21 protein-coding genes, 1 rRNA gene, 2 pseudogenes and 1 riboswitch are annotated in these 25,769 nt (G+C 39.3%); of the genes and pseudogenes, 3 read left to right on the top strand and 21 right to left on the bottom strand.

The features are described from left to right. Positions 1-113: 113 nt before the first annotated feature. From ligA to AC3WOM_RS12185, 7 genes and pseudogenes are all read right to left on the bottom strand, one after another. A complete protein-coding gene (gene ligA / locus AC3WOM_RS12215; RefSeq protein WP_492447031.1) occupies positions 114-2,117 on the bottom strand; it encodes an NAD-dependent DNA ligase LigA in 2,004 nt (667 codons plus the stop codon). 14 nt (positions 2,118-2,131) lie between these two features. After that, positions 2,132-3,694, bottom strand: a pseudogene (locus tag AC3WOM_RS12210) (3'-5' exonuclease); the annotation flags it as partial. Positions 3,695-4,492: 798 nt separating this feature from the next. After that, positions 4,493-5,185: pseudogene (locus tag AC3WOM_RS12205) on the bottom strand (UvrD-helicase domain-containing protein); the annotation flags it as partial. A gap of 32 nt (positions 5,186-5,217) precedes the next feature. Then, complete coding sequence (gene pcrB / locus AC3WOM_RS12200) at positions 5,218-5,907, bottom strand: heptaprenylglyceryl phosphate synthase (RefSeq protein ID WP_492447029.1); 690 nt, start codon at positions 5,905-5,907, stop codon at positions 5,218-5,220. Between the two features lie 110 nt (positions 5,908-6,017). Beyond that, a complete protein-coding gene (locus AC3WOM_RS12195) occupies positions 6,018-6,338 on the bottom strand; it encodes a YerC/YecD family TrpR-related protein (RefSeq protein ID WP_004225717.1) in 321 nt (106 codons plus the stop codon). A gap of 15 nt (positions 6,339-6,353) precedes the next feature. After that, positions 6,354-7,409 (bottom strand): DUF3048 domain-containing protein, encoded by a 1,056-nt coding sequence (locus tag AC3WOM_RS12190; RefSeq protein WP_492447077.1) that lies wholly within the window; start codon positions 7,407-7,409, stop codon positions 6,354-6,356. Positions 7,410-7,483: 74 nt separating this feature from the next. Beyond that, complete coding sequence (locus tag AC3WOM_RS12185) at positions 7,484-9,205, bottom strand: adenine deaminase C-terminal domain-containing protein (RefSeq protein ID WP_492447027.1); 1,722 nt, start codon at positions 9,203-9,205, stop codon at positions 7,484-7,486. 202 nt (positions 9,206-9,407) lie between these two features. Between AC3WOM_RS12185 and AC3WOM_RS12180 the strand changes: the two genes are divergently transcribed. Further along, complete coding sequence (locus AC3WOM_RS12180) at positions 9,408-9,866, top strand: YgaP-like transmembrane domain (RefSeq protein ID WP_427548376.1); 459 nt, start codon at positions 9,408-9,410, stop codon at positions 9,864-9,866. Between the two features lie 92 nt (positions 9,867-9,958). On the opposite strand, the gene purD is transcribed toward AC3WOM_RS12180, so the two are convergent. From purD to AC3WOM_RS12115, 13 genes are all read right to left on the bottom strand, one after another. Beyond that, a complete protein-coding gene (purD, locus tag AC3WOM_RS12175; RefSeq protein ID WP_492447024.1) occupies positions 9,959-11,215 on the bottom strand; it encodes a phosphoribosylamine--glycine ligase in 1,257 nt (418 codons plus the stop codon). A gap of 76 nt (positions 11,216-11,291) precedes the next feature. After that, positions 11,292-12,818, bottom strand: a complete 1,527-nt coding sequence (gene purH / locus AC3WOM_RS12170; RefSeq protein WP_492447021.1) for a bifunctional phosphoribosylaminoimidazolecarboxamide formyltransferase/IMP cyclohydrolase — start codon at positions 12,816-12,818, stop codon at positions 11,292-11,294. Between the two features lie 107 nt (positions 12,819-12,925). Then, positions 12,926-13,495, bottom strand: coding sequence for a phosphoribosylglycinamide formyltransferase (purN, locus tag AC3WOM_RS12165; protein ID WP_492447019.1), 570 nt, complete (start codon positions 13,493-13,495; stop codon positions 12,926-12,928). Then, positions 13,495-14,550 (bottom strand): phosphoribosylformylglycinamidine cyclo-ligase, encoded by a 1,056-nt coding sequence (gene purM, locus AC3WOM_RS12160; RefSeq protein WP_492447017.1) that lies wholly within the window; start codon positions 14,548-14,550, stop codon positions 13,495-13,497. Before purM ends, purN begins: the two co-directional genes overlap by 1 nt. Positions 14,551-14,627: 77 nt before the next feature. Then, complete coding sequence (gene purF / locus AC3WOM_RS12155) at positions 14,628-16,052, bottom strand: amidophosphoribosyltransferase (RefSeq protein WP_492447015.1); 1,425 nt, start codon at positions 16,050-16,052, stop codon at positions 14,628-14,630. Then, positions 16,028-18,262 carry a phosphoribosylformylglycinamidine synthase subunit PurL gene (purL, locus tag AC3WOM_RS12150; protein WP_492447013.1) on the bottom strand — a complete coding sequence of 745 codons (2,235 nt, stop codon included), beginning with the start codon at positions 18,260-18,262 and terminating at the stop codon, positions 16,028-16,030. The genes purF and purL overlap by 25 nt, the downstream gene beginning before the upstream one ends. After that, the gene (gene purQ / locus AC3WOM_RS12145; protein WP_427548365.1) at positions 18,249-18,932 is read right to left on the bottom strand and encodes a phosphoribosylformylglycinamidine synthase subunit PurQ; all 684 of its coding nucleotides are present in this window, start codon (positions 18,930-18,932) and stop codon (positions 18,249-18,251) included. Before purQ ends, purL begins: the two co-directional genes overlap by 14 nt. A 2-nt stretch (positions 18,933-18,934) precedes the next feature. Beyond that, positions 18,935-19,183 carry a phosphoribosylformylglycinamidine synthase subunit PurS gene (gene purS, locus AC3WOM_RS12140; protein WP_286925698.1) on the bottom strand — a complete coding sequence of 83 codons (249 nt, stop codon included), beginning with the start codon at positions 19,181-19,183 and terminating at the stop codon, positions 18,935-18,937. A 2-nt stretch (positions 19,184-19,185) separates the two neighbouring features. Further along, positions 19,186-19,896, bottom strand: coding sequence for a phosphoribosylaminoimidazolesuccinocarboxamide synthase (purC, locus tag AC3WOM_RS12135; RefSeq protein WP_427548362.1), 711 nt, complete (start codon positions 19,894-19,896; stop codon positions 19,186-19,188). A 122-nt stretch (positions 19,897-20,018) separates the two neighbouring features. Continuing rightward, positions 20,019-21,314 carry an adenylosuccinate lyase gene (gene purB / locus AC3WOM_RS12130; RefSeq protein ID WP_427548361.1) on the bottom strand — a complete coding sequence of 432 codons (1,296 nt, stop codon included), beginning with the start codon at positions 21,312-21,314 and terminating at the stop codon, positions 20,019-20,021. Between the two features lie 13 nt (positions 21,315-21,327). Then, complete coding sequence (purK, locus tag AC3WOM_RS12125; RefSeq protein ID WP_427548359.1) at positions 21,328-22,452, bottom strand: 5-(carboxyamino)imidazole ribonucleotide synthase; 1,125 nt, start codon at positions 22,450-22,452, stop codon at positions 21,328-21,330. Next, a complete protein-coding gene (gene purE, locus AC3WOM_RS12120) occupies positions 22,449-22,937 on the bottom strand; it encodes a 5-(carboxyamino)imidazole ribonucleotide mutase (RefSeq protein ID WP_492447009.1) in 489 nt (162 codons plus the stop codon). Before purE ends, purK begins: the two co-directional genes overlap by 4 nt. 408 nt (positions 22,938-23,345) lie before the next feature. After that, positions 23,346-23,444, bottom strand: a riboswitch (purine riboswitch). Between the two features lie 94 nt (positions 23,445-23,538). Beyond that, positions 23,539-23,733, bottom strand: a complete 195-nt coding sequence (locus AC3WOM_RS12115; RefSeq protein ID WP_492447007.1) for an NETI motif-containing protein — start codon at positions 23,731-23,733, stop codon at positions 23,539-23,541. 197 nt (positions 23,734-23,930) lie between these two features. Here AC3WOM_RS12115 and AC3WOM_RS12110 point away from each other — a divergent pair, with 197 nt between their 5' ends. Both AC3WOM_RS12110 and AC3WOM_RS12105 read left to right on the top strand, forming a co-directional pair. Next, positions 23,931-24,083, top strand: coding sequence for a hypothetical protein (locus AC3WOM_RS12110; RefSeq protein ID WP_492447005.1), 153 nt, complete (start codon positions 23,931-23,933; stop codon positions 24,081-24,083). Positions 24,084-24,149: 66 nt separating this feature from the next. Continuing rightward, positions 24,150-24,323: a hypothetical protein gene (locus tag AC3WOM_RS12105; protein WP_492447003.1), complete on the top strand. Its 174-nt coding sequence runs from the start codon at positions 24,150-24,152 to the stop codon at positions 24,321-24,323. Positions 24,324-25,394: 1,071 nt separating this feature from the next. On the opposite strand, the gene rrf is transcribed toward AC3WOM_RS12105, so the two are convergent. Next, positions 25,395-25,510: ribosomal RNA gene (gene rrf / locus AC3WOM_RS12100) — 5S ribosomal RNA — on the bottom strand. Between the last annotated feature and the right edge of the window lie 259 nt (positions 25,511-25,769).

Below are 25,769 nucleotides of genomic sequence, written 5' to 3'. Positions count from 1 at the left end.
GATGAATCTGTTCTTATGTAAACAGAAAGCTGGCATCTGCTATTAAAATGCCTTGGCTTTCTGTCAAATCTGTTAGGACAATTCATCAAGTACTACGATAATCATCTAAATTGTTAAACGAGGTTAAGTTGTTCTATCAGGCTGTCCTCATCCCAAACTTCAATACCTAATTGCTCGGCTTTTGTTAGTTTAGAACCGGCATCTGCTCCTGCAATGACAAGATCTGTTTTTTTGCTGACACTGCCTGTAACAATACCACCCAACTCTTCTATTTTCGCCTTTGCTTCGTTACGTGTCAATTGCTCAAGTTTACCAGTTAAGACAATTGTTTTACCTGCAAAAGGATTATCTCCTACAGTTACCTCTACCCTTTTACCTTTATAAATCATATTGACGCCTGCTTCTGCTAGACGACTAATCACTGCACATGCATCCTCATTTGAAAAATACTCAACAAGCGAAGAGGCCATTTTATCGCCAATCTCATAAATTTCAACTAGCTGCTCCTCTGTTGCTGCCATTACTGCCTCCATCGTTCCATATGTTTCAGAAACTATTTTTGCAGCCTTTTCACCAACATGCCGTATCCCTAGTCCGATTAATAAGCGCTCCATTGAATTTTCCTTTGAGGCCTGGATAGCATGTACTAAATTTGTCGCTGATTTTTCACCCATGCGCTCAAGCTCAACAAGTTGCTCAACAGTTAAATGATATAGATCAGATACATCGTGAATTAAACCCGCACGCAATAATTGCTCAACGACTTTATCACCTAGCCCATCAATATTCATCGCATTTCGTGATACAAAGTATTTAATACTTTCAGCAATTTGTGCAAAACATGCAGGATTTACACAACGTAATGCTACTTCACCCTCTATGCGAATCAACTCACTATCACAGACAGGGCAATTTTTAGGCATTTCGTAAGGCACTGTATCCTCAGGTCGTTGCTCCAGCAGCACTCCCACAACTTGCGGAATAATGTCACCAGCCTTTCGGATAATGACTGTATCGCCTATACGAATATCCTTTTCACGGATTAAATCTTCATTGTGCAATGATGCACGTTGAACTGTCGTACCCGCCACTTGAACAGGCGTTAAAATGGCAGTCGGCGTCACAACACCTGTACGACCAACTGTTAAATCAATATCAAGTAATGTTGTTACTACTTCCTCAGCAGGGAATTTATAGGCGATTGCCCAACGTGGACTCTTTGCTGTATACCCTAATTCATCCTGCTGAGCATAACGGTCCACCTTAATAACAATGCCGTCAATTTCATAAGCTAAATTCGAACGATTTTCTGTCCATTTATCGATAAAGGCTAATACCTCCTCAATCATTGAACAGCGTTGACGTTCCTTATTAGAAGGAAATCCCATCCCCTCTAAATAATCAAGCATCTCTGCATGACCATCGATGCCATATACTTCACCATCGCCGCCAATAGCATAGATGAATGTTGCTAATTGACGACTTGCAGCGATTTTAGGATCTAGCTGACGTAATGAACCTGCAGCCGCATTTCGAGGATTAGCAAATAGCTCCTCTCCATTGTCAACACGCTGAGTGTTTAATGCTTCAAAGGATTTCTTAGGCATATACGCCTCACCACGAACCTCTATCGTGATTGGTTCCTTTAAACGCAAAGGTATCGCGCGAATCGTTTTTAAATTCGCAGTAATATCTTCTCCTACAACACCATCTCCTCGCGTTGCACCTTGTACAAAAACACCATTTTCATATTTTAAGGAAATGGCAAGACCATCGATTTTCAACTCGCAAACATAGGAAAAATGATCACCAATTGCTTGACGTACTTTTCGGTCAAACTCACGTAAATCGACTTCATTAAAAGCATTAGAAAGACTTAGCATAGGAAAATCATGCGTCACCTTTTTAAAACCGTCTACCACTGCTCCGCCAACTCGCTGGGTTGGTGAATCTGGGAAAATTAATGACGGGTTTGCTTCCTCTAGTGCAATAAGCTCATGTAATAATTGATCATAGACACTATCTGCTACGACAGGTTGATCCAACACATAGTAGGCATGACCATATTCATGCAATAATTTATTTAGTTCCGCAATGCGTTGTTCGATTTCGTTCATTTTAGTTCCTCCGCTTACGCTTTTTCAATAGGTGCAAATTGTGCTAGTAATCGTTTAATACCGATTGGTTGTGGAAAGGCGATATCTAGCTCTGTACTATCACCCTCACCTTTTACACTAACAACCATACCTGTTCCCCATTTTTTATGGACTGCTTTATCTCCAGCCTTCCAGCCAAATTGGTCTCCACCAGTTGCTTGTAATCGAGAGGTTGCAGGCTGCGTTTTCTGAATGTCTCCAAGTGTTCGCCTTTGATAATTGCCTGCCGAACGGTTACTAGAAGCAAATGGAACTTCAGGTTTCGCGCCACCTTTGGAAATAGATTGTGTAATATCCTCTGAAATTTCACGTAAAAAACGAGAGGCATTGTTATAACTAGAACGACCAAAAATCGTTCGGCTTTGTGCACACGTTAAATACAAACGCTCCTCTGCACGAGTTATGCCAACATAAGCTAGACGCCGTTCTTCTTCCATTTCATCCATATCATCAAGTGAACGAGAATGCGGGAAGATATTTTCTTCCATTCCAATGATAAAGACAACGGGGAATTCTAAACCCTTTGCGGCATGCATCGTCATTAAAATGATATTGCCTTTGGATGTATCTTCTTTATCTAATGCATCAATATCTGCAATAAGTGCTAAATCTGTTAAGAAGGCTATTAAGCTCTTATCATCACTACGCTCTTCGAATGCTTTTGTTACTGATAAAAATTCTTCAATATTTTCTAGACGGCTTTCTGCTTCAATCGTTTTTTCATTTTGTAGCATTGCTCGATAACCAGATTTTTCAATCACCTGCTCTACCATTTCAGTGACCGATAAATATTCCTGCATCTCTGTATAGCCTTTAATCATCGCATAGAATTGCTCAGCTGAATTTGCAGCCTTGCCTGATAGCCCCATAAATACAAGGTCATTCATGGCATCAAAAATTGAACGATCTTGTTCAATTGCATAGCGCGCCATTTTTTCAAAGGAGGTAGCACCAATACTGCGCTTTGGTTCATTAATAATACGTGCCAGCGATAAATCATCATCATTATTGGCAATAAGACGTAAATAAGCCAGTAAATCCTTAATCTCTTTACGATCATAGAACTTTGTACCGCCAACAATTTGATAAGACATATTGGATTTAACAAGTACTTCCTCCATAACACGTGACTGAGCATTTGTGCGATATAAAATCGCAAAGTCATCGAATGAGCGATTATCTTTTTTAATCAGCTGTTGAATTGTTTGTATAACGAATTGTGCTTCCTCTTGCTCGTTATACGCCTTGTACAAGACGATTTTTTCACCTTCTGCATTTTCTGTACGCAGTTCTTTTGGGTAACGTGTTGTATTATTTTGAATGACGTCATTTGCTGCTTGGAGGATGCGTTTTGTTGAACGATAATTTTGTTCAAGCATAATAACCTTTGCATTTGGATAATCCTTTTCAAAGGATAGGATATTGCCAATGTCTGCCCCGCGCCAGCGATAGATTGATTGGTCTGAATCCCCTACAACGCAAATGTTTTTAAATTTTTTAGCCAATAACTGCACAAGTAAATATTGAGATTTATTGGATATGGATAGGTAAGCCTTTGAAGTGGTCTCTAGCTTTTCCCCCCATTCACACCGTACGTGAGAGTTTCCCCTCATACGGCGTTCCATCAGTTAATTGCTCTTCATTCTACTATTTCATTTCTCTTAGTCCTACTTGAGCCTATTAGTCACGAAATATAGCCTGTTTTTTCAATTAACTAACTAATGGCTATCCCTCCACCGCTTATTATCACGGCTTCACTGGTACTGTGCCATCACTTTCACTGTACTTAAAATGAGGTTATACATACATAGTAGCTTTCCCTCATACCGCTTCACTGAGTGCAATCTCTCCACGTAACCAGCTTCCCACGTTCCAAGAATCATATCTTTTCATATAAAATCCTTAGGTCATTCCTCTAACCCTGTTAGCTGGATGATGCCTGTAACATCATAAGGTGTTTCATAAAGACAAATCTTACTCCACCTCACTAACCCGCGCGTGACGGACCACCCTTTCGAATGGCTATACCTCTAGAGCCGTACATTCGGAATTTCGTCAGTAAATAGTTATATAATTTACATTCTAACCATAGATTTTCTTATAGAACCCCAGCCTATCTATCACACAGAATACCTCTATTCCGCTTTCCTTCTTTCGATTAGGGTGATATTCAACTGACTTCACCGAGCTTATAACCTAGCTTTGATTGCACAAATCTACGCTATTCGGAGGATTAGGCGAGCCTTTCTGAGCGTTACCTCTTCATTCGACTCTTCTGATTCTTAGTTCTCCTAACATTCGTTAGTGGCTAATCTTTTCAATTAGCAACGTGTCGCACTATCTTGATACTCATCAACATGAATATATTGGAATTTATTTTGATAGTATTCAAGCACCTCTGGGACTCGCTTGAATAATGTAATAGTGGTCATTATTAAGTCATCGAAATCTAGGGATTGGTTGCGGCGTAATCTTTTTTCATAGCCTTTGTAAACTTGTGCAACCGTTTTTTCGTAGGGATTATGCTCATTGATTTGGGCGACATAATCATCTGCTGCAATACATTCGTTTTTTGCTGCACTAATTGCATTTAAAATAGCACGAGGTTCAAAACGCTTCGAATCAATATTTTCTTCCTTCATCACATTTTTAATGACTGATAGTTGATCTGTGGAATCTAAAATTGAAAAATTACGTGACATTCCAAGCTGATCAATATTACGTCTTAAAATACGTACACACATCGAGTGAAATGTGGATACCCACATACTATCGCCCGTCCCATTTCCAAGAATGCCATCAATACGTTCTCGCATTTCTCGTGCAGCCTTATTGGTAAAAGTGATGGCTAAGATTTTTGATGGATATACTTCTTTTTCAATGATTAAATACGCAATACGATGTGTTAGTACACGCGTTTTTCCTGATCCAGCACCCGCCATAATTAGAAGTGGCCCTTCAGTCGTTTTGACCGCATTCTCCTGTTCAGGATTCATACCTGCTAATAAATTTTTTGTTAACTGCTCCATTTTGCACCGCCTTACAAACGTTTGTTCTTAAATTATATCGTATTTTTAACAGCCTTAACAGTAGCAAGTGCAGCTTTTAAATCATCATAAATAATATTACCTACTACTACTGTATCCGCATATTTTGCCATTTCAGCTGCCTGCTTTGTAGAAGTAATACCACCACCGTAAAACAATCGTGTATTATTAAGCTCCCGCTTCACAGCACTAATAACATTAATATCACCATAAGTTCCGCTATATTCTACATAAAATACTGGTAGCTTAAAAAAATTTTCAGCCAGACGTGCATAAGCAACAATATCATCTATTGATAAATCCGTTTTCGCATTTGTCACCTCAGCAGCCTTACAATGTGGATTTAATATACAGTAGCCCTCCGCTACTAGCTCATCCCACACCATAATATCCCCATACTCCTTTATAGCCTGATGGTGTAAGTTTTTAATCCATTTAGGATCATCACTATTTAATACTGTCGGAATAAAGTAATAGTCGTACCCTGGTGTTACCGATTCAATTGTAGAAATTTCAAGCGCTATCGGTACCTCAAAGCGTCTTACACGGACAAGCAAATCTAATACACCGTCTAATGTTATACCATCTGTCCCACCAACTAAAATGACATCTGTTCCTGATTCGCAAATTTTTTCTAATGCTTCATCTGTAATTTCTTTAGCTGGATCAAGCTTAAACACATGTCTCCATTCTAAATAATCCATTGATTTTACCACCTATCATTTTGTATCTATTCGTTTACAAGTATAGCTTATGACTGACGACAAAAAAATGAAAAAGACTGAGCAGAAACTCTACCCAGCCTCTTTACCTACTATTCTTTTGGTGCTTGAAATGGTTTTTCATCAGGATACAAACGACCTAGCATTTCATCATATGTATCGTTTCCATAATCAAAGCAACGTCGTACACGAGAAATAGTTGCTGTACTAGCACCTGTTTCCTTTTTGATTGATTCGTAGGTCTTTTTTAAACGTAATAAATGCGCAACTTCAAAGCGCTGTGCCAGTGATTGAATTTCACTAATCGTACATAAATCATCAAAAAACTTATAGCATTCTTCGATGTCTTTCAGCTCTAACACTGCTTTAAACAATTGATCTGTTTGATGCCCTCGAATTTTTTCGATTTGCATGCAATTTTCCTCCCTTTAAGGCTGCGTTTTCACCATTGCCTGTAACCCTGGTGAAGCTGGTACGAAATGAACCCATGACTTTCCTGGTGCTAATTTAACAAGCTCCCCAGATTCTTCTACAGCCATCGGTAATCCATCAATATTAGCCCATTTAACTTCTCTCATATATCCATTTTGGAATACGTACGCATTTCCACCAGAAGTTAAATCAATTTCTTGGCGTCCAACATTATCAATTGTTCGATGGTTCATTTCAAAAAACAGAACATTTGCCAATGATAATGCCTCGCCTGTTAACATATCCTTTGTGTCAACGCCAGCCGATTGTCGTCCATAATGATTACTTTGATGATCATACACATACGAATTGTGGAAATACTCACTATTTCCGTAGTAAATGTCAACTTTACTTGTTTCAATGCCTATTTTACCACGTTCATCGGGTTCATAAAAAGCCTGACGCACTTTTTCGCTGTAAATCATTGAAGCGCCTATATTTTTAGCGCCTTTTAATAAATTCTCAGATGAAATATATGAATTATGTGGTGCAACACGATCCTTCGAACGTTTAAAGAGTGTACCATCATAATTCATGCCATTTATATTTTCGATTACATTATTCTCAAGCATTGATTTTGCTTCTGGGCTATAACCATGAGCTACATAAAAGGCATCAAAGCCCTTTGCCATATCGACAAAATAGGATCTTGCACTACGAACAGGTCCAAAGTTTTCTGGTAACTCACTTTGATAGACTGCTAAAAAACGAGTAACATCACCCTCTGCCAGCATTTCATAAATAATATCCGCTGCTGCTATTCCCGATTGCGGACGTGCAGCTGGATGATTATTAATCGTCACAATAATTGGACGTTGTGTGATTTCTTCTTTAACAGCCTCACCTGTTAACGGAGCAAGAAATGCTTCCTCTTTTACAGGCTCCTCAATAACTGGCTCTTCTTCAGTTTTATTCTTTTCGTCTTCCTTTACTTCCGAGGAATCCTTTGAACATCCTCCTATCAACAAGGCACTAAATGCCATAGTAATGAATAGTTTTTTTGATTTAAGCACAAGCATTACTCTCTCTCCTTTAAACAATCACACAAACTGTAATTGGACTATAGTTACGCTAAAGTGAAATCCAACTAGCGCATAACTGCTGGTAATAATAACTTATTCTTCATAACATCAAAAATCCCTTTTGGTGTTATACGAATATAAGGTAAATGAGTGGATTGTAAAAATAATAGAGTATAGATTGCGTCACCTAAGCGATAACCTCGTTCAGCTAATGCTTGTTTTAAAGTTAGTTCTTTATTTGTCAGCTCCTCTACATCTCCATCATAAAGTAGACCACCGATTGTCAAAGGAATAGAAGCAATAACCTCTCCCTTTTCTACAAGGACAATACCACCCTGCATTGCTTTCATTTCCTCAAAGGCTTTTATCATATCTTCTTTATTTTTTCCAATAAGTAAAATATCACCCGTATTGGAGTAAGATGAGGCAAATCCTTGAACACTAGTCGCGAAGCCTTTAATCATCGTATTGACGTGCCAATTGCCGTCTCTATTAATGAGCATTAAATAACTCTCATCATGATCAGCAAGTTGCCCCTCCCTAGTAACTAAGGAATTATATGGTTTTGTAATTACATCGTTCACAAGCTCAATTCCAAAAGGCATTGAAAACTGGAAATCATGAGAATTCAATGAAAATCCTAAATCAAACGCTGGAATGGCTGAATAATCAATAGCTGCAAGTTTATGCACACGCTGTCCATCACGTTTTAACCAGACACCCTTGGACAATACGCTTTCAGGAACTGGATGCCATTCATCCTGTAAAATATTCAAAGAAGCAAAGCGTCCTGTCGCGATAAAACCATGTAGGTTGGACATATTGTAGTAGCGTGCCACATTATAAGTAGCCATTTGATAGGCATCTATTGGTGATACACCTGCATCTAAAGCTACTTGAATACATTTATCCATCACACCATCCTGATGGAAAGAAGGCGTTGAGCCATCCGTTGTCATCATTAAATGATCAAAAATAGGAAGCTCTTTTTCTACAATTCCTTTTAAGAGATGCGGTAAATCTGGGCGAATCGAAGAATGGCGAAGTGTTACCGCATACCCCTGCATAATACGCCTTTCCACTTCCTCCACTGTCATTGCCTCATGATCACCATCTGCTCCAAGCAATTTCATACGGGCTAAAGTTCTTTCTGAAGCTCCAGGAAAGTGTCCTTCTATTTTTTTGCCATATCCTTTAGCCATTTGCATACGATAGAGCATTTGGTCATCCCCATGCAATAATCTTGGCCAGCCCGTTAATTCTCCTCCAAGTAAAACATCATCCCGTTCTAACCATTCTAAAATTGATGTATTAGAGAAAATCTCTTCCTCCTGCTCCATCTCAGTTTGTGAATCAAAGCGTGTCCACCAGTAAAAAGAAAACGGAAGCTTTTTCAACTGATTCAATATTGAAAACGCTTTCTTATTTTCTAAAGATAAAACAAAACTTAAATTATCAGAAATAAAAGCAGTTGTGCCTAACTGTCCACAAAAATCAGCAAATGATTGTGGATGATAGAGCTGGAATGGATGGACATGAGGTTCAATATAGCCTGGTACAATTGTTTTATTCGTACAATCAACCACCTCTGTTCCCTCTATTAAAGGAGGCATTCTGTCACCAGCATAGACAATTCGATCTCCTAAAATCCAAATGTTTCCTACTATCCATTGTTTGAGCATGCTATGTAAATAACGTGCATTTTTTAACACAATATCCGGTGCCTTTTTACCATCAATTACTGCTAATTGTTGGCGTAATTTTGTAATTTTCCATACTGGATCCATTCTATTCGCTCCTTCCTAAATTACGTAAAAATTTCATTGTGTAATTCTAATGTGATATCACATACTACTACTGCATAAGCGCATTTTTTCATTAAAATGAGTTTTTTATGCAATCATCTTGTTTCAATCGTAACACAGCACTTTCATAAAGCAAAGTGCACCCCGCTTTATTTTTTCCACAATGACTAAAGGAGGAAATAGTATGATGCAACAAGCTAATTTAAGTGAAAAAAATGCCTTCTGTCGCTTTGCCATGGGTACAAGTATGACGGCATTTGGCATCGCTAGGGTCTCAAGAAATCCTAACTGTACGGGAGGTCGATTAATGATAGCATTAGGTGCTATGAAAATGGCTGAGGGTATCTTTAAATATTGCCCGACAAAAGCTTTACTGGGTTCCAATATGCAAAATGCCATGAATAGCTCTATGCAAAGTATGCTCAGCGGACAAAATTCTATGTCATCTGATCAATCTATGACATCTAATCAATCCATGTCATCTGAGCAAATCGACAAACTCATGAAAGATTTCTCCTCTGCCATATCTGGTAATTCGTCAGAATCAAACGCAACTGCTTCAAAGCAATCTGACGCCAGCACTTCAAATCAAAATTCCTCAGACAGTAGAAATTCTACAAATAAAGCACAAAATCCTTCTTAGTCAAAGGAGCCGTCTCAACTATGTGAGACGGCTCTTACCCTTATAAATCATACGTTTGAAAACAATAATAAGTTTCAAAGCATGATGAAATTTTATTTAAATGTTCGCCATCCAATATCTTTACGGTAGAAGAAATTGTTCCATTCTTCAGTTGCAATACCTGCATATACTTTTTCTTGCGCTTCTTTTAGAGTAGATGCTTTTGCTCCAACTAATAAAACTCGCCCACCGTTACCAACGAATTTGTCACCTGCAAGCTTTGTACCTGCATGGAATACGGCATGTGAAGCTGATAGATTCTCTAAACAAGGTAATGCATGTCCTTTTTCAACATCCCCTGGATATCCTTCTGCAGCAATTACAACACCAAGCATTGCTTCTTCTGACCATTGTAAATCAAATGGTCTTTCATCCATTAAAGCCATCATAAAATCACCAAAATCAGAAACCATTCGTGGTAAAACGACTTGTGTTTCTGGATCCCCAAAGCGTGCATTAAACTCAATCACTTTTGGACCATTTTTCGTTAATATGAGCCCTGCATATAAAATACCAGTAAACGATACACCGTCTGATTCCATGCCTTTAACAGTTGGTTCAACAATTGTTTTATAAGCTACGTCTACTATTTCCTGTGAAATTTGAGGTACCGGTGAATAAGCACCCATCCCACCTGTATTAGGACCTTTATCTCCATCGTATGCTCGTTTATGATCCTGAGCAATAACCATTGGATAAATTTGACCTTTATGGACGAATGACATAAATGAGAATTCTTCACCATCTAAGAAATCCTCGATAACAACACGGGAAGAAGATTCACCAAAACGTTGATTACCAATCATATCCTGAACAGCTTCAATGGCTTCTTCCTGTGTCATAGCAACAACCACACCTTTTCCAGCCGCTAAGCCGTCCGCTTTAATAACAATAGGTGCACCTTGTTCTTTAATATATGTGATTGCCTTCTCTGCTTCTGTAAACGTTTCGTGAGCAGCTGTTGGGATATTGTATTTATTCATAATATCCTTAGCATATGATTTACTGCTTTCGATTTGTGCTGCTTCTTTTGTTGGACCAAATACACGTAAACCACGAGCAATAAAGAAATCTACAATCCCTTCAGCAAGTGGTTGCTCAGGTCCGACGAAAGTTAAATCTACTGCATTTTCTTTTGCAAATTGCGCTAAACCTGCAAAATCCATCGTATCAATAGCAACGACCTCTGCATCGCCTCGCATTCCATCATTGCCAGGTGCAACAAATACCTTACGAACTGATGGGGAATTACTAAATTGTTTAGCGATAGCATGCTCACGACCACCGCTTCCGATTACTAATACATTCATCTTGGGAAATCCTCCTATTTGTAAGTAAGACCGAGATGAACCAACATCTCGGTCTGTAGAATTTAATATATTTTGATTAATGTTTAAAGTGGCGTACACCAGTAAATACCATTGTAATACCATACTCATTTGCTTTATCAATAGAATCTTGATCTTTAATGGAGCCGCCTGGTTGAATAATTGCCGTAATACCAGCTGCCGCAGCTGCTTCCACTGTATCACTCATTGGGAAGAACGCATCAGATGCTAATGCAGCACCTTTTGCTTTTTCACCAGCTTGCTCAAAAGCAATTTTAGCAGCACCAACACGATTCATTTGACCTGCACCAACACCAAGCGTCATTTGAGAATCAGTTACGACAATTGCATTTGATTTTACATGTTTGACAACCGACCAACCAAGCTGTAATGCTTCCCATTCTCGTTCTGTTGGTTCACGATCTGTCACTACTTTAATATCAGCATTGGCAAAGCCGTAACGATCTGGTTCTTGAATGAGAAGTCCACCTTCTACAGATACTACATTGAAATTATCTTGTTTTGCTTGCTCAAAAGGAATTGTTAACAAACGAATATTTTTCTTTTGCGTTAAAATATCAAGTGCTTCTTGCGTAAAGGCAGGTGCAATAATAATTTCTAAGAAAATATGACTTAATTTTTCAGCCGTTGCTGCATCCACTTCCATGTTTAATGCGATAATGCCACCAAATATAGATGTAGGATCAGCAGCGTATGCTTTATCAAATGCTTCCTCTAATGTTACTCCTGTACCAACACCACAAGGGTTCATATGTTTTACAGCAACTGCTGCTGGCATTTCAAATTCTTTGACAATTTGTAATGCTGCATTGCCATCCTGAATGTTATTGTATGATAATTCTTTGCCATGTAATTGCGTTGCATAAGCTAATGAGAAATCTGAGCCAAGACGTTTTTGATAAAATGCCGCTTTTTGATGAGGATTTTCACCATAGCGTAAATTTTGTTTTAATTCATATGTCATTGTTAAGCTCTCTGGAAACTCTTCTTCTGTTAAGTAGTTTGAAATATAGGAATCATAGGCAGCTGTGTGACGGAAAACTTTTGCAGCTAGCTTACGACGCGTTTCAATTGTTGTTGTACCGTTTGCTTTTAGTTCCTCTAATACGTTTGCATAGTCATTGCTGTCTACAATTACTGTGACATATTGATGGTTTTTAGCTGCAGAACGTAACATTGTTGGACCACCGATATCAATATTTTCGATAGCATCATCCCATGTTACATTAGGCTTTGAAATTGTTTCAACGAACGGATAAAGATTGACACATACAATCTCAATTGGCTCAATGCCATGCTCATTCATTTGTGCTTGATGAGAAGCATCGTCGAATTTTCCTAATAAACCACCGTGAATCAATGGGTTTAATGTTTTTACACGACCATCTAAAATTTCAGGGAATTTAGTTACTTCATCAACTGCAGTTACAGCAACATGATTGTCCTGTAGCATTTTTTTTGTACCACCAGTTGATAAAATTTCATAACCTAATGCTACTAGTTCTTTTGCAAATTCTAAAATACCATCTTTATTGGAAACACTGATTAATGCACGTTTTGTCACAACAATATCCTCCTAATTTTTATCGTGTTTGCCACGAAAATGTCTTGCGATTATTGATGGAGTAGAGTTAGGTATTCAGTAAGCAGCCCTAACTCCACATCAATGATTTACTTTAATAATTGCTGTAAAGCTTTCGTATATAGTACATGCTCTTGCTTATGAATAGCCACTTCTGTTGCCTCACGGTCACCATCAATAACGGCAACTGCTGCTTGTGCAATTATAGGACCAGTGTCCATACCTTCATCTACAAAATGCACAGTTACACCTGTTATTTTGACTCCATGTTCCATAGCTTGCCCAATAGCATCCTTACCTGGGAAAGCTGGTAATAATGACGGATGGATATTCACGATGCGCTGTGGAAATGCTGACAGTAATACTTCACTAATCAGTCGCATATAACCAGCAAGCACAATCCATTCCACATTACATTCCTGTAAAGCCTCGATAATAGCTGTCTCATAATCTGCTTTTGAAGCAAACTCTTTTGGGTTTAAAGCTAGTACTGGAATACTAAAATTCTCGGCACGTGTCACTACAAACGCGCCAAGCTTGTCTGTCACAACAAGCTCGACTTTTGCATGTAGCTCGCCACGTTCAATCGCCTCTTGAATGGCCTGAAAATTACTACCGCTGCCTGAGGCAAAAACGGCAATTTTAGCTGGTGCAGTCATTACACTAAACTCCCATCATGTGAGCCATTAAATACAACACCCTCGCCTTTGACAACGCGACCGATTTGATATGCTTTTTCACCATTTGCTTCCACTGTAGCAATCACTTTGTCTGCTGCATCCGCAGGTACCGCTAAAACGAAGCCGATGCCCATGTTAAAGACATTATATAAATCTTTATCCTCAAGCTGACCTTTATCTTTCAAAAACTCAAAAATACGTAGCACTGGCCATGAACCTAAGTCAATTTCAGTTGCTAACCCTTCTGGCATCATACGAGGAAGATTTTCATAAAAGCCACCACCTGTTACATGTGCGCAGCCATGAACATCTGCTGCTTTTAAAGCTGCAAGAACAGGTTTTGCATATAATTTTGTTGGCACTAATAAAGCTTCTCCAATAGGACCAAGATCCTCATAGCCTTCCACAATCGCATCTACTGCATAATCATTATCCGCAAAAACAATTTTGCGCACTAAGGAATAACCGTTTGAATGCACACCACTTGAAGCGATACCAATAAGCACGTCACCCTCAGCGATTTTTTCGCCAGTTACGATGGCTGATTTTTCACATGCACCTACTGCAAAACCTGCTAAATCATACTCATCCTCTTCATAAAGACCTGGCATTTCTGCCGTCTCACCACCGATTAATGCTGCACCAGATTGTACACAGCCATCTGCAACACCTTTGACAATTTGTTCAATTTTCGCTGGTTCAGCTTTACCAAGTGCAACATAATCTAAAAAGTACAGTGGTTCAGCACCTTGTGCCACAATATCGTTCACACACATAGCTACACAGTCCACGCCAATCGTATCATGCTTGTCCACCATAAAGGCTAGCTTAAGCTTTGTCCCAACACCATCTGTACCTGAAATAAGAACAGGCTCCTTAAGATTTAGTTCTGACAAGTCAAACATACCGCCAAAACCACCGAACGTACCCATCACACCTAGACGGTTTGTGCGTTCAACATGAGATTTCATTCGTTTTACGGCTTCATAGCCTGCTTCAATATTTACACCTGCTTGTTCATATGCTTTTGACACGCAGAGATCCTCCTTATCATCCAAATCACCTTGGCACACCTGCGTCTTGCAATGCTAGGCGTGATTGAATTTTTTTCTTAACGTAATAGTTCTTTTTCATGTGGTAAGATTGTATCTGGAAAAATTTCCGTTGGATATTTACTTGTAAAGCAAGCTAGGCATAGCCCACGATTTTCGTCTTCATATGGTCGTGCGATCGTTTCCACCATACCTTCAACAGAAAGGAATGTTAATGTATCTGCACCGATTGCTTCACGGATTTCATCTACATTATGGCTAGATGCGATTAATTCTTCATGTGTCGACGTATCGATGCCATAATAACAAGGATCTGTCATTGGTGGTGAAGAAATCACAACATGTACCTCTGCTGCACCTGCATCCTTCAACATTTTAACGATACGTCGGGAAGTTGTACCTCGAACGATTGAATCGTCTACCATCACAACTCGTTTCCCTTTCACAACTTGTACAACTGGGGAAAGTTTCATTTTTACCCCGCGCTCACGTAATTCCTGAGTTGGTTGAATAAATGTACGACCTACATAACGATTTTTAATTAAACCTAACTCATAAGGAATACCGCTTTCCTCAGCAAAACCAATTGCTGCAGAAATGCTTGAGTCTGGTACACCTGTTACAACATCAGCCTCAATATGTGCACATTCACGAGCAAGCTGTTTACCCATACGTTTTCGTGCCATATGGACATTAATTCCATCAATATCTGAGTCAGGACGAGCTAAATAAACATACTCCATTGCGCACATTGCACGTTTATCCATTTCTGCAAAACGATCTGACTTTACGCCTTCATCGTTTATAATTAATAATTCACCAGGCTCAACAGAACGAACAAATTCTGCGCCGATTAAATCAAATGCACAAGTTTCAGAAGCTACCACCCAGCCATCTCCTAACTTTCCAAGAGATAGTGGACGTAAACCATGTGGATCACGTGCAACAAGCATTTCATCCTTTGTCATGATTAAGAAAGAATACGCACCCTTTAATAAAGAGAGGGCATTTTTCACCTTCGCACGGAATGGTGAATGCGAGCTTTTCTTAATAAGATGCGCCAGCACTTCCGTATCAGAGCTAGAATGGAAAATGCTACCTTGACGCTCTAAATACTGTTTTAAATGTGTCGCATTGACTAAGTTACCGTTATGGGCAATTGAAAGGCTACCAGTTGAGGAGTGGAATAATAATGGCTGTACGTTTTCAATACCGCCACCACCAGCAGTCGTATAACGAACATGTGCAATAGCCGCTTTGCCGTTCACTGCCTTTAATTTATCTTCGTTGAATACATCATTAACTAGTCCTTCGCCTTTCACCGCGCGAAGATGCTGACCGTCTGAAACAACGATTCCAGCACCTTCTTGTCCACGGTGTTGAAGAGCATGTAGCCCGTAATAGCTAAGGTGTGCAGGACTTGGGTTACCCCAAATACCAAACACCCCACATTCTTCGTTTAAGCCTCTGAGTTCAGCAAGCATGGGATTGCTCCTTTCCAATTAGAACGGAATTCCTCCACTGTACCTTCTACAAGCACACCTTGGTCCCCGTTGATTTTAACAAGTGCATCGTTTGTTACGACACCAATTTTCTCCGCATCTTTGACGTTTTCTACAAATGCAGCTGCATTTTCTTCTTTTACTGTTACCACAAAACGGGACTGTGTTTCACTGAACAATGCTGTTGTTGCTGAGCCAGTTAATGTTACGTCAACACCAAGACCGTTTGCACTAAATGTTGATTCAGCAATGGCAACAGCAAGACCACCCTCAGCCACATCATGAGCAGATTGTACAAGCCCAGCTTTAATAGCCTTCAGTAATGCTTGCTGACGTGTAGCCTCAACTGCTAAATCGATAGATGGTGCTTTACCTGAAATAACTCCATTGTTTACTAACTTTTGAAGCTCTGATCCGCCAAACTCAGTATTTGTCTCACCAATCACAAATACTACATCCCCAGCAGCTTTTACTTCTTGAGTTGTTACATGAGCTAAGTCTTCAATAAGCCCTACCATACCGATTGTTGGCGTTGGGTAAACTGCTTCGCCTGATCGTTCATTGTAAAGAGATACGTTACCGCCAATTACTGGAGCATTTAAGGCTGTACAAGCAGCAGAAATACCATCAGCTGATTTTTCAATTTGCCAGAAGATTTCTGGTTTCTCAGGATTACCAAAGTTTAAGCAATCTGTAATAGCAAGTGGCGTACCACCAGTTGCAACGATATTACGCGCTGCTTCAGCTACTGCGATAGCACCACCGACTTCTGGATCTAAATAAATATAACGAGAGTTACAATCTGTTGTCATTGCTAAACCTTTATTTGTGCCACGCACACGAATTACAGCAGCATCAGAACCTGGTGTAACAACTGTTGATGTACGAACTTGATAATCGAATTGATCATAAACCCACTCTTTTGAAGCAATTGTAGGTGCTTGTAAAAGTGCATTTAAAGTTTCTTTGTAATCTGTTACCACTGGCTCAGTGTTCTCAATCGCTTGGAATTCTGCATAGTAAGCAGGTTCTGCAGATGGCTTATGATAAACTGGTGCATCTTCTGCAAGTGCATCGGCAGGCACTTCAGCTACTACTTCACCGTTGTGTAATAGACGAAGCATTTTATCATCTGTCACATGACCAATTGCTACAGCATCTAAATCATATTTATCGAAAATCACTTTAATTTCATCTTCGCGACCTTTTTTCACAACTAATAACATACGTTCTTGAGATTCAGATAACATCATTTCGTACGCTGTCATACCTGTCTCACGTTGTGGTACTAAGTCTAAGTTCATTTCTACACCAGAACCAGCCTTTGAAGCCATTTCTGCTGAAGAAGAAGTAAGACCAGCCGCCCCCATATCTTGAATACCAACTAGGGCGTCAGATTTAACAACCTCTAAACATGCTTCAAGTAAAAGCTTCTCCATGAATGGGTCCCCTACTTGTACTGCTGGACGTTGGTTTTCTGATTCCTCAGTTAACTCTTCAGAAGCAAATGTTGCACCATGAATACCATCGCGACCTGTTTTTGCTCCAACATACATCACTGTATTACCTACACCAGCAGCAATTCCTCGTTGAATATCTTTATGGTCAATTAAACCGACACACATAGCATTAACTAAAGGATTACCTTCATAGCAAGGATCAAATTGAATCTCTCCACCTACAGTAGGAATTCCGATACAGTTACCATAACCTGCGATACCAGCAACTACTTCTTCAAATAAATATTTACCACGCGCTGATTTTAATTCCCCAAAGCGTAGTGAGTTCAGCATTGCGATTGGACGTGCACCCATTGAGAAAACATCACGGATAATACCGCCCACACCTGTTGCAGCGCCTTGATAAGGCTCAATCGCCGATGGATGGTTATGTGATTCCATTTTAAATACAACTGCTTGTTCGTCACCAATATCGACAATACCTGCACCCTCACCTGGTCCCTGTAAAACTTGAGGTCCCTTTGTAGGGAATTTACGTAACACTGGCTTTGAATTTTTGTAAGAGCAGTGCTCAGACCACATTACTGAGAAAAGACCTGTCTCTGTCCAATTAGGTAGTCGTCCTAAAATACCTTCTACCATTGCAAATTCTTCGTCTGACATCCCCATACCAGCGTATAGCTTTTCATCTTTAATTTGCTGTGCTGTTGGCTCAAACTTAGTTGTTGACATGATTTTCCCTCCACTGCTTCACAATTGATTTGAATACTGCTAGACCGTCTGAGCCGCCCACCAGTGCATCAACAGCTCGCTCTGGGTGTGGCATCATCCCTAATACATTGCCGCGCTCGTTTATAATCCCTGCGATATCTTCTAAAGATCCGTTTGGATTTTCACCTGAGTAAGTGAACACGATTTGATTGTTATCCTTTAATTTCTGTAAAGTTTCCTCATCACAGTAGTAGTTACCCTCACCATGTGCGATAGGGATATTGATAATTTGGCCTGACTCATATTGATTTGTGAATAATGTATTGTTATTGTTAACCTTTAGCTGTACTGTACGGCCCATAAATTTCAAGTTTTTATTGCGCAGTAATGCACCTGGCAATAAACCTGCTTCCGTTAGGATTTGGAATCCATTACAAACACCTAGTACTGGTTTACCAGCATCTGCTGCCTTCTTAACCTCTGTCATAATGTTAGATTGATTAGCCATTGCACCACAACGAAGATAATCCCCATACGAGAATCCTCCTGGTACTAATACACCATCAAAGCCACTTAGATCTGTTGCTGTATGCCATACATATTCAACTTCTTCACCTAGCTCATCTTTAATCGCATGATACATATCGATATCACAGTTGGACCCAGGGAATACGAGTACTGCGAATTTCATGATTAGTTAGCCTCCTCGACTTCATAACGGTAGTCTTCGATTACAACGTTTGTTAAAACCTTTGCACACATTTCTTTTACTAGAGTATCAATGTCACGTTCTGTATCTTTAATTGATAGTTCAAGATATTTACCAATACGTAAATCTTCTACTTCAGTGTACCCCATCTTTACTAAAGAACCTTGTACAGCTGAGCCTTGTGGATCAAGAATGCTCTCGCGTAATGTTACGTAAATTTTAACTTTTTTCATTGTTATTTGCCTCCGAGTCTAGAAAGTATAATAGTATAAACTTCAGTTAAATTACCAAGGTCTCGACGAAAGACATCTTTGTCTAACTTTTGATTGGTTGTTGCATCCCAAAGTCTGCATGTATCTGGTGAAATTTCATCCGCTAATAGCACGTTTCCATCATGGTCACGTCCAAACTCCAATTTAAAGTCGATTAGCGTAACATTAACATCCGCAAAGATTGGCTGCAAAACTTTATTAACAGCTAAAGCACCATCGTAAATAGCTGTCACTTCTTCAGGCGTTGCAAGATCAAGTACATCAATATGCTCCGTTGTAATGAACGGATCACCCAGCTCATCATCCTTATAATAATACTCAACGATTGGACGTTTTAATGGCGTTCCTTCCTCTAAGCCAAGGCGTTTCGCTAAACTACCTGCTGCTATATTACGAACTACAACCTCTATCGGAATAATCTCTACTTTTTTTACAAGCTGTTGTGTATCAGATAATTGTTTTACGAAATGTGACGCAATTCCGTTTGCTTGTAATTTTTCGAATATTAATGAAGTAATACGGTTATTTAAAACACCTTTTCCCTCAATCTCTTCCTTTTTCTCACCATTAAATGCTGTGGCACTATCCTTGTACTCAACAAGCAACACATTTGGCTCCTCTGTTGTATACAATTTTTTTGCTTTGCCTTCATACAAAAGTTGACCTTTAGTCATATCGTTATTCCCCCTGGATATTATGAAATACGTGCGAATTATTCAGAATTGAACCGTAATGATTCAATTCTGATACATCCGTTAGTGGCTCTAACATTCATTTTAAGCAGGCTAAATAAATATTAGTTAAGTCCTAGTCGTTCAAAAATCATATCAACATGCTGTAAATGGTAGTTGTAGTCAAAGCACTCATCTAGCTCTTCCTTTGTTAAATACGATGTAATTTTTTCACTTGCATCGACTAACGTACGGAACTGAACTTGCTCGTCCCACGCCTGCATCGCTAAAGGTTGTACTGTATCATACGCTTCTTCACGCACTAATCCTTTATCGATAAGTGCTAATAAGATACGTTGAGAATAAATTAAACCAAAAGTGCGACCCATATTACGTTTCATGTTTTCAGGGAATACGGTTAAGTTTTTCACAATATTACCGAAACGATTTAACATATAGTTAAGAGTAATCGTTGCATCCGGTAAAATAACACGCTCTGCAGATGAATGTGAAATATCACGTTCATGCCATAAAGCTACATTTTCATAAGCTGTTACCATATAGCCACGCATTAAACGAGACATACCAACCATGTTTTCAGAACCGATTGGATTACGTTTATGTGGCATTGCTGATGACCCTTTTTGCCCTTTTGCAAAGGCTTCTTCCACTTCGCGTGTTTCAGATTTCTGTAAGCCGCGAATTTCTGTTGCAAACTTTTCAATGGAAGTTGCGATTAACGCTAAAGCACTTAGATATTGTGCATGTCGGTCACGCTGTAATGTTTGTGTTGAAATAGGTGATGCTGTTAGCCCTAATTTATCGCAAACATACTGTTCAACACGAGGGTCGATATTGGCGTATGTTCCAACAGCTCCAGACATTTTCCCTGTTTCAATTACTTTTGCTGCTGCTTCAAAGCGTTCAAGGTTACGCTTCATTTCTTCATACCATAAACCTAGTTTTAAACCGAAAGTTGTTGGCTCAGCATGAACACCATGTGTACGACCCATCATGACCGTATACTTATGCTCTTTTGCTTTTGCTGCAATAATATCAATGAAATTCACGATGTCTTTGTGTAAAATATCATTTGCCTGTTTAATCAAATAAGAAAGAGCTGTATCAACTACATCAGTAGAAGTTAAACCATAGTGCACCCATTTTCGCTCTTCACCAAGTGTTTCAGAGACAGCACGTGTGAATGCTACAACATCATGACGTGTTTCTTGCTCAATCTCTAATATACGATTAACATCAAATGAAGCATTTTCACGTATTTTAGCTACATCTTCTTTTGGAATGTCTCCTATTTCTGCCCAAGCCTCACATGCTAAAATTTCAACTTCTAGCCAAGCTTGATATTTATTTTGCTCTGTCCAAATTGCGCCCATTTCGGGTCTTGTGTAACGTTCGATCATCGCGTATCTCCTTCTATTCTGACCAAATGCCAGAACCCTCGATTTGTTGTAGTGTTTTCTCCAAGTCTTTTGTCATAATCGTTACGTGGCCCATCTTACGGTTCACTTTAGCTTCAGCTTTCCCATAAAGATGTATTGACCATTCAGGATATTTAGCAATTGAGTTACTAAGTGGCATGACATGCTGCCCTAAAACATTGACCATAATAGATGATGCCCAAAGCTGTGGTTTTCGTAGCGGCCAACCACATACAGCACGAATATGCTGTTGGAACTGTGAAACATTACATGCTTCTATTGAATAGTGACCTGAATTATGAGGTCTAGGTGCTAATTCATTAATCATAATGCCACCATCTTCTAATACAAACATCTCTACCGCAAGCGTTCCGACTAAATGTAAGTAATCAGCAATTTTCAAAGCTTCTCGTTCTGCAGCCTGAGCTGTTTCTTCTTTTATACGGGCTGGCACAATGGTTTCATGTAAGATATGATGAACATGAATATTTTCTCCAACTGGCTGACAGTAGGATTCACCATTACCGTTTCTTTGGACAATAACAGATACCTCTTTTACAAAAGGTACAAATCCCTCAGCAATACATTGGGAATGAGAGAAAAGCTCCCTTGCTAATGGCAGGTCTTGTGCTGATTTTAAAAGCTGCTGTCCTTTGCCATCATAACCACCTCTTGCTGTTTTGACTATACAAGGATAACCAATCGTATCAATATTGGCTACTAATTCCTCATAAGTATTTGCAACAATATAAGGTGCTACTGGGCAACCAGCTTTCACTATTGCTTCCTTCTCAGTCACTCGATTTTGTGTAATACGTACTAGTTCTGCACCCTGTGGTACATAAGCCATTTGTGTTAAGCGTTTTAGTCCATCATAATCGATATTTTCAAACTCAAAAGTGATCACATCACTTACTTCTGCAAGCTCCTCTAAAGCAGCCTCATCGTCATATGGTGCCACAATACGGATATCTGCAATCTGTCCACATGGAGAGTCCATTGTTGGTTCAAGAACGGCAATTTTAAAGCCAACTTCTTTTGCAGCAAGTGCCATCATACGACCGAGCTGCCCACCTCCAATAATACCGATCGTTTGCCCTGGATAAATAATCTTTGTCACACCAAGTCACCTGTGCTTTCCAATACTTGTTGCTTTATTGTTTCTCTTCTAGCATCTAGTTTAGTAGCAAGCTCTGTATCTGTTGTCGACAAAATTTGCGCTGCAAGCAAACCTGCATTTGTCGCTCCTGCTCTGCCTATTGCAACTGTTGCTACAGGTACACCCCCAGGCATTTGGACAATTGATAATAGAGAATCAAGACCATTCAAAGCACGAGATTGTACGGGCACGCCAATTACAGGTAACGTTGTTTTTGCTGCAACCATTCCTGGTAAATGTGCAGCCCCTCCTGCACCCGCAATAATCACTTGAATACCTCGCTCACGTGCTGACTCTGCATACTCAAACATTAAATCTGGGGTACGATGGGCAGACACAACCTTTTTTTCGTACGGTACTTGTAATTCATCTAATATATCACATGCATGTTTCATTGTTTCCCAGTCACTTGAACTCCCCATAATGACACTGATTTTCGGATTCATGAATTGTCGCTCCTTTTAAACGATAGAAAAATGATTAAAATATTGTGCAAGCCATTATTCTTCAAATAGCTACTGCAATTCTTTTCTTTATCAATTATGCCTCGTCATAATTGCGTCCGGAATCGGCTTTGTGCTTAGGCCTGCATGATGCAGGTCAGTTAGCCGTTATCGCATGGATGCGATGATTTTAGGCAAACTTCCTATATTGAACTCCTTTCCGATTTCCGTGACATCCGCTGGAGGCTTTAACTTATTTCAGCGGATGTTTGGACACCCGCTGAAATAAGTTAAACAAAGAAAATCCCCAAATAAACTACTCTACCATATACGTGAAAGCAGTTTACTTGAGGACTTATTAAGAAAAGAATATGCAAAAGTACATTCCTGTACATATACCTTCCGTAACATGCCAAAAGCGCTTTCCCGCATAGTCCAGCATTTACGGTGCCGGGTAGAGACACTAGAGCCAATCCTCTAGCATATATGTGGGACCTTATTTGTTTTTCCTTCTCACATTTTAACAAGTGATTTCACTATCGTCAATGTAAAAATGCGAACATTTTATTTTAGCTATTTACAAACGTTCGGATTTTAGTCAAAACTATTCAGTTTCTTGATAGGGCATCGCTTTAAATTGTATTTTTTGACGTAAAAATGTAGGTTCTCCATTAACTAAGTGAAAAATCGGTTCTTCTTTTCTGCCAACTGCTATGAAACCATCTTGTCGCATTCTTGCCAGACAATCTTCAATTGACTCGTTTTCTTCTACCTCATACCAAATTTGTCTTTTTCCCAAGTTGTTCTTCCTTCCAATTTCGTTTCATTCACATAATTATGATATCACAATACAAAAAAGAAACCACTTTGGGTTCCAAAGCTCTCATTTTTCAATGATATTTATCATCCCATTACATCAGCCAATTTTGGATATAATTAATAATACAGGTATAAGCATTCAATGAAATCCAGATACACCTTACGAAAGAGGTGAAAATGGAAATTTTAGTTGGTTCAGTTTTATTAAGTCTTTATAAGACAGCTTCTATATTAGCAACTAAAAAGAACTCATTACAGAAACAAAACTTCAATCAAAAAGACACATTAACAGCCGGTCAACAAGCACAAAATTTATTTAATGACCAGTAGAGCAAAACGAGCCTTATTGAAAGCTTATTAAAACAACTTGAAAGCACCCAAGAAATAGAAAGCAGTTTGACTGAGCGTACATTAGATAACGGTGGCGGCATTGCTGCGATTAAAGAACAGTTAAAGGAACTTGATAAGCAACTTGCCAATATTGATGCACAATTCCACAAAAACCCTAATGTAGACAGAGCAGCAACCAAAAATCAATTTCGCCTTGGCGTAATTGCGTCCAGATTTTGAATTGTGCCCAGGCCTGCACGAGGGTTGACACGATGTCGGTCATTTCGGTAATGCCACAGGACGTGGCGTTTTTACCGATGCAGGTCAGTTAGCCGTTTTCGCAGGATGCGAAGGTTTTAGGCTAACATCCTTTTATTCATTTCTTTGAAAATCCGTGAACATCCGCTGGAGGCTTTGGGCCAACAGATGTTTTTTTGTGCGAAAGCGTAGTGCTAACGCAGCGGCAGCAACATGATGTTTTTTTGTGCGAAAGCGTAGTGCTAACGTAGCGGCAGCAACATGATGTTGGTCACTCAGGCGTTTTCACAGGATGTGAAGATCTTAGCCTGAGTTCCTCTATTTCAGTAGGTGTTTGGACACCCACTGAAAAGGAATCAAAACCGCATTCATCTCACTACCTGTAGAGGTGGGAGTCTTCTACTGAATAAAGATAAATCAACAGATACAACTGAAGATATATTATCGAAAACTGCGTCCCTTGAACAGGCCAAAACATTACATATGGTCTACAATGCATTGACGCGTGAGGATAATCAACTTGAAAGTGAAGTTAATCTAGATGCTAGTAGAGGAATTTTTATAAATCGTAAATACGATAAACTATAGGATTTAAAATTACGGATTCAAAATATTCAGAAGCGAATTACTGAAAAGCTAGAGGACAATAAGCTTGATGATAAATTAATTGTGGGTATAAGTGATAAAAGCCAAGAGGATTCAGAAGGCGAAATTGAGAAATAGTATTTTGAGAAAGTTACATTATTCTTATAGACATTTTATACTTTTTTCTTATAAAGAATAAATGCTCTAAAAAGATCGTTTATATTCAATATGTGCTGGCCATAAATACCACAGGACATAGTGTTTACGATACCAGCCATACTCCTTATGCACAGAGAGATTGAGAGCCTGATGTAAAAGGATTTGCTTTACTATTTTTTCCCGAGCGACCTTGAGGATGCAGTATTTTAGCTTAAGACTATAACTATGTCTTAAGTTATTCGTGTTTAAAAAATCTATAATTTCTTTAACAATAAAAAAACAGTCAGCTGAATGCTAACTGTGTCATTTGCCTAGCAATGTCCTACTCTCACAGGGGGAAGCCCCCAACTACCATCGGCGCTAAAGAGCTTAACTTCCGTGTTCGGTATGGGAACGGGTGTGACCTCTTTGCCATCATCACTAGACTATTTACGGCTTTCAATATACGTCGCATTTCTTCGTCAGCTTCTGTCGTTCAGTCAGTCACGTACTTGAGTACGCTCCTTCCCTCTCTCCATCGCTTCCTCGAACTACTCGTATCTTGAAACCCTTGAAAGAAATTATTCTTTCAAAACTGGATAAACGGTGCATTGAATGTTTCAAACATTTTGGTTAAGTCCTCGATCGATTAGTATTCGTCAGCTCCATGTGTCACCACACTTCCACCTCGAACCTATCTACCTC

This window comes from Lysinibacillus sp. FW301-JW8, from assembly GCF_058788755.1.
This window is presented reverse-complemented; position numbering and strand designations above follow the sequence as displayed.

Coding starts and splice junctions, on each gene's coding strand:
- ligA (WP_492447031.1), bottom strand. CDS start 2,117: ATGAACGAAATCGAACAACGCATTGCGGAACTAAATAAATTATTGCAT.
- pcrB (WP_492447029.1), bottom strand. CDS start 5,907: ATGGATTATTTAGAATGGAGACATGTGTTTAAGCTTGATCCAGCTAAA.
- AC3WOM_RS12195 (WP_004225717.1), bottom strand. CDS start 6,338: ATGCAAATCGAAAAAATTCGAGGGCATCAAACAGATCAATTGTTTAAA.
- AC3WOM_RS12185 (WP_492447027.1), bottom strand. CDS start 9,205: ATGGATCCAGTATGGAAAATTACAAAATTACGCCAACAATTAGCAGTA.
- AC3WOM_RS12180 (WP_427548376.1), top strand. CDS start 9,408: ATGATGCAACAAGCTAATTTAAGTGAAAAAAATGCCTTCTGTCGCTTT.
- purD (WP_492447024.1), bottom strand. CDS start 11,215: ATGAATGTATTAGTAATCGGAAGCGGTGGTCGTGAGCATGCTATCGCT.
- purN (WP_492447019.1), bottom strand. CDS start 13,495: ATGACTGCACCAGCTAAAATTGCCGTTTTTGCCTCAGGCAGCGGTAGT.
- purF (WP_492447015.1), bottom strand. CDS start 16,052: ATGCTTGCTGAACTCAGAGGCTTAAACGAAGAATGTGGGGTGTTTGGT.
- purL (WP_492447013.1), bottom strand. CDS start 18,262: ATGTCAACAACTAAGTTTGAGCCAACAGCACAGCAAATTAAAGATGAA.
- purQ (WP_427548365.1), bottom strand. CDS start 18,932: ATGAAATTCGCAGTACTCGTATTCCCTGGGTCCAACTGTGATATCGAT.
- purS (WP_286925698.1), bottom strand. CDS start 19,183: ATGAAAAAAGTTAAAATTTACGTAACATTACGCGAGAGCATTCTTGAT.
- purC (WP_427548362.1), bottom strand. CDS start 19,896: ATGACTAAAGGTCAACTTTTGTATGAAGGCAAAGCAAAAAAATTGTAT.
- purB (WP_427548361.1), bottom strand. CDS start 21,314: ATGATCGAACGTTACACAAGACCCGAAATGGGCGCAATTTGGACAGAG.
- purE (WP_492447009.1), bottom strand. CDS start 22,937: ATGAATCCGAAAATCAGTGTCATTATGGGGAGTTCAAGTGACTGGGAA.
- AC3WOM_RS12110 (WP_492447005.1), top strand. CDS start 23,931: ATGGAAATTTTAGTTGGTTCAGTTTTATTAAGTCTTTATAAGACAGCT.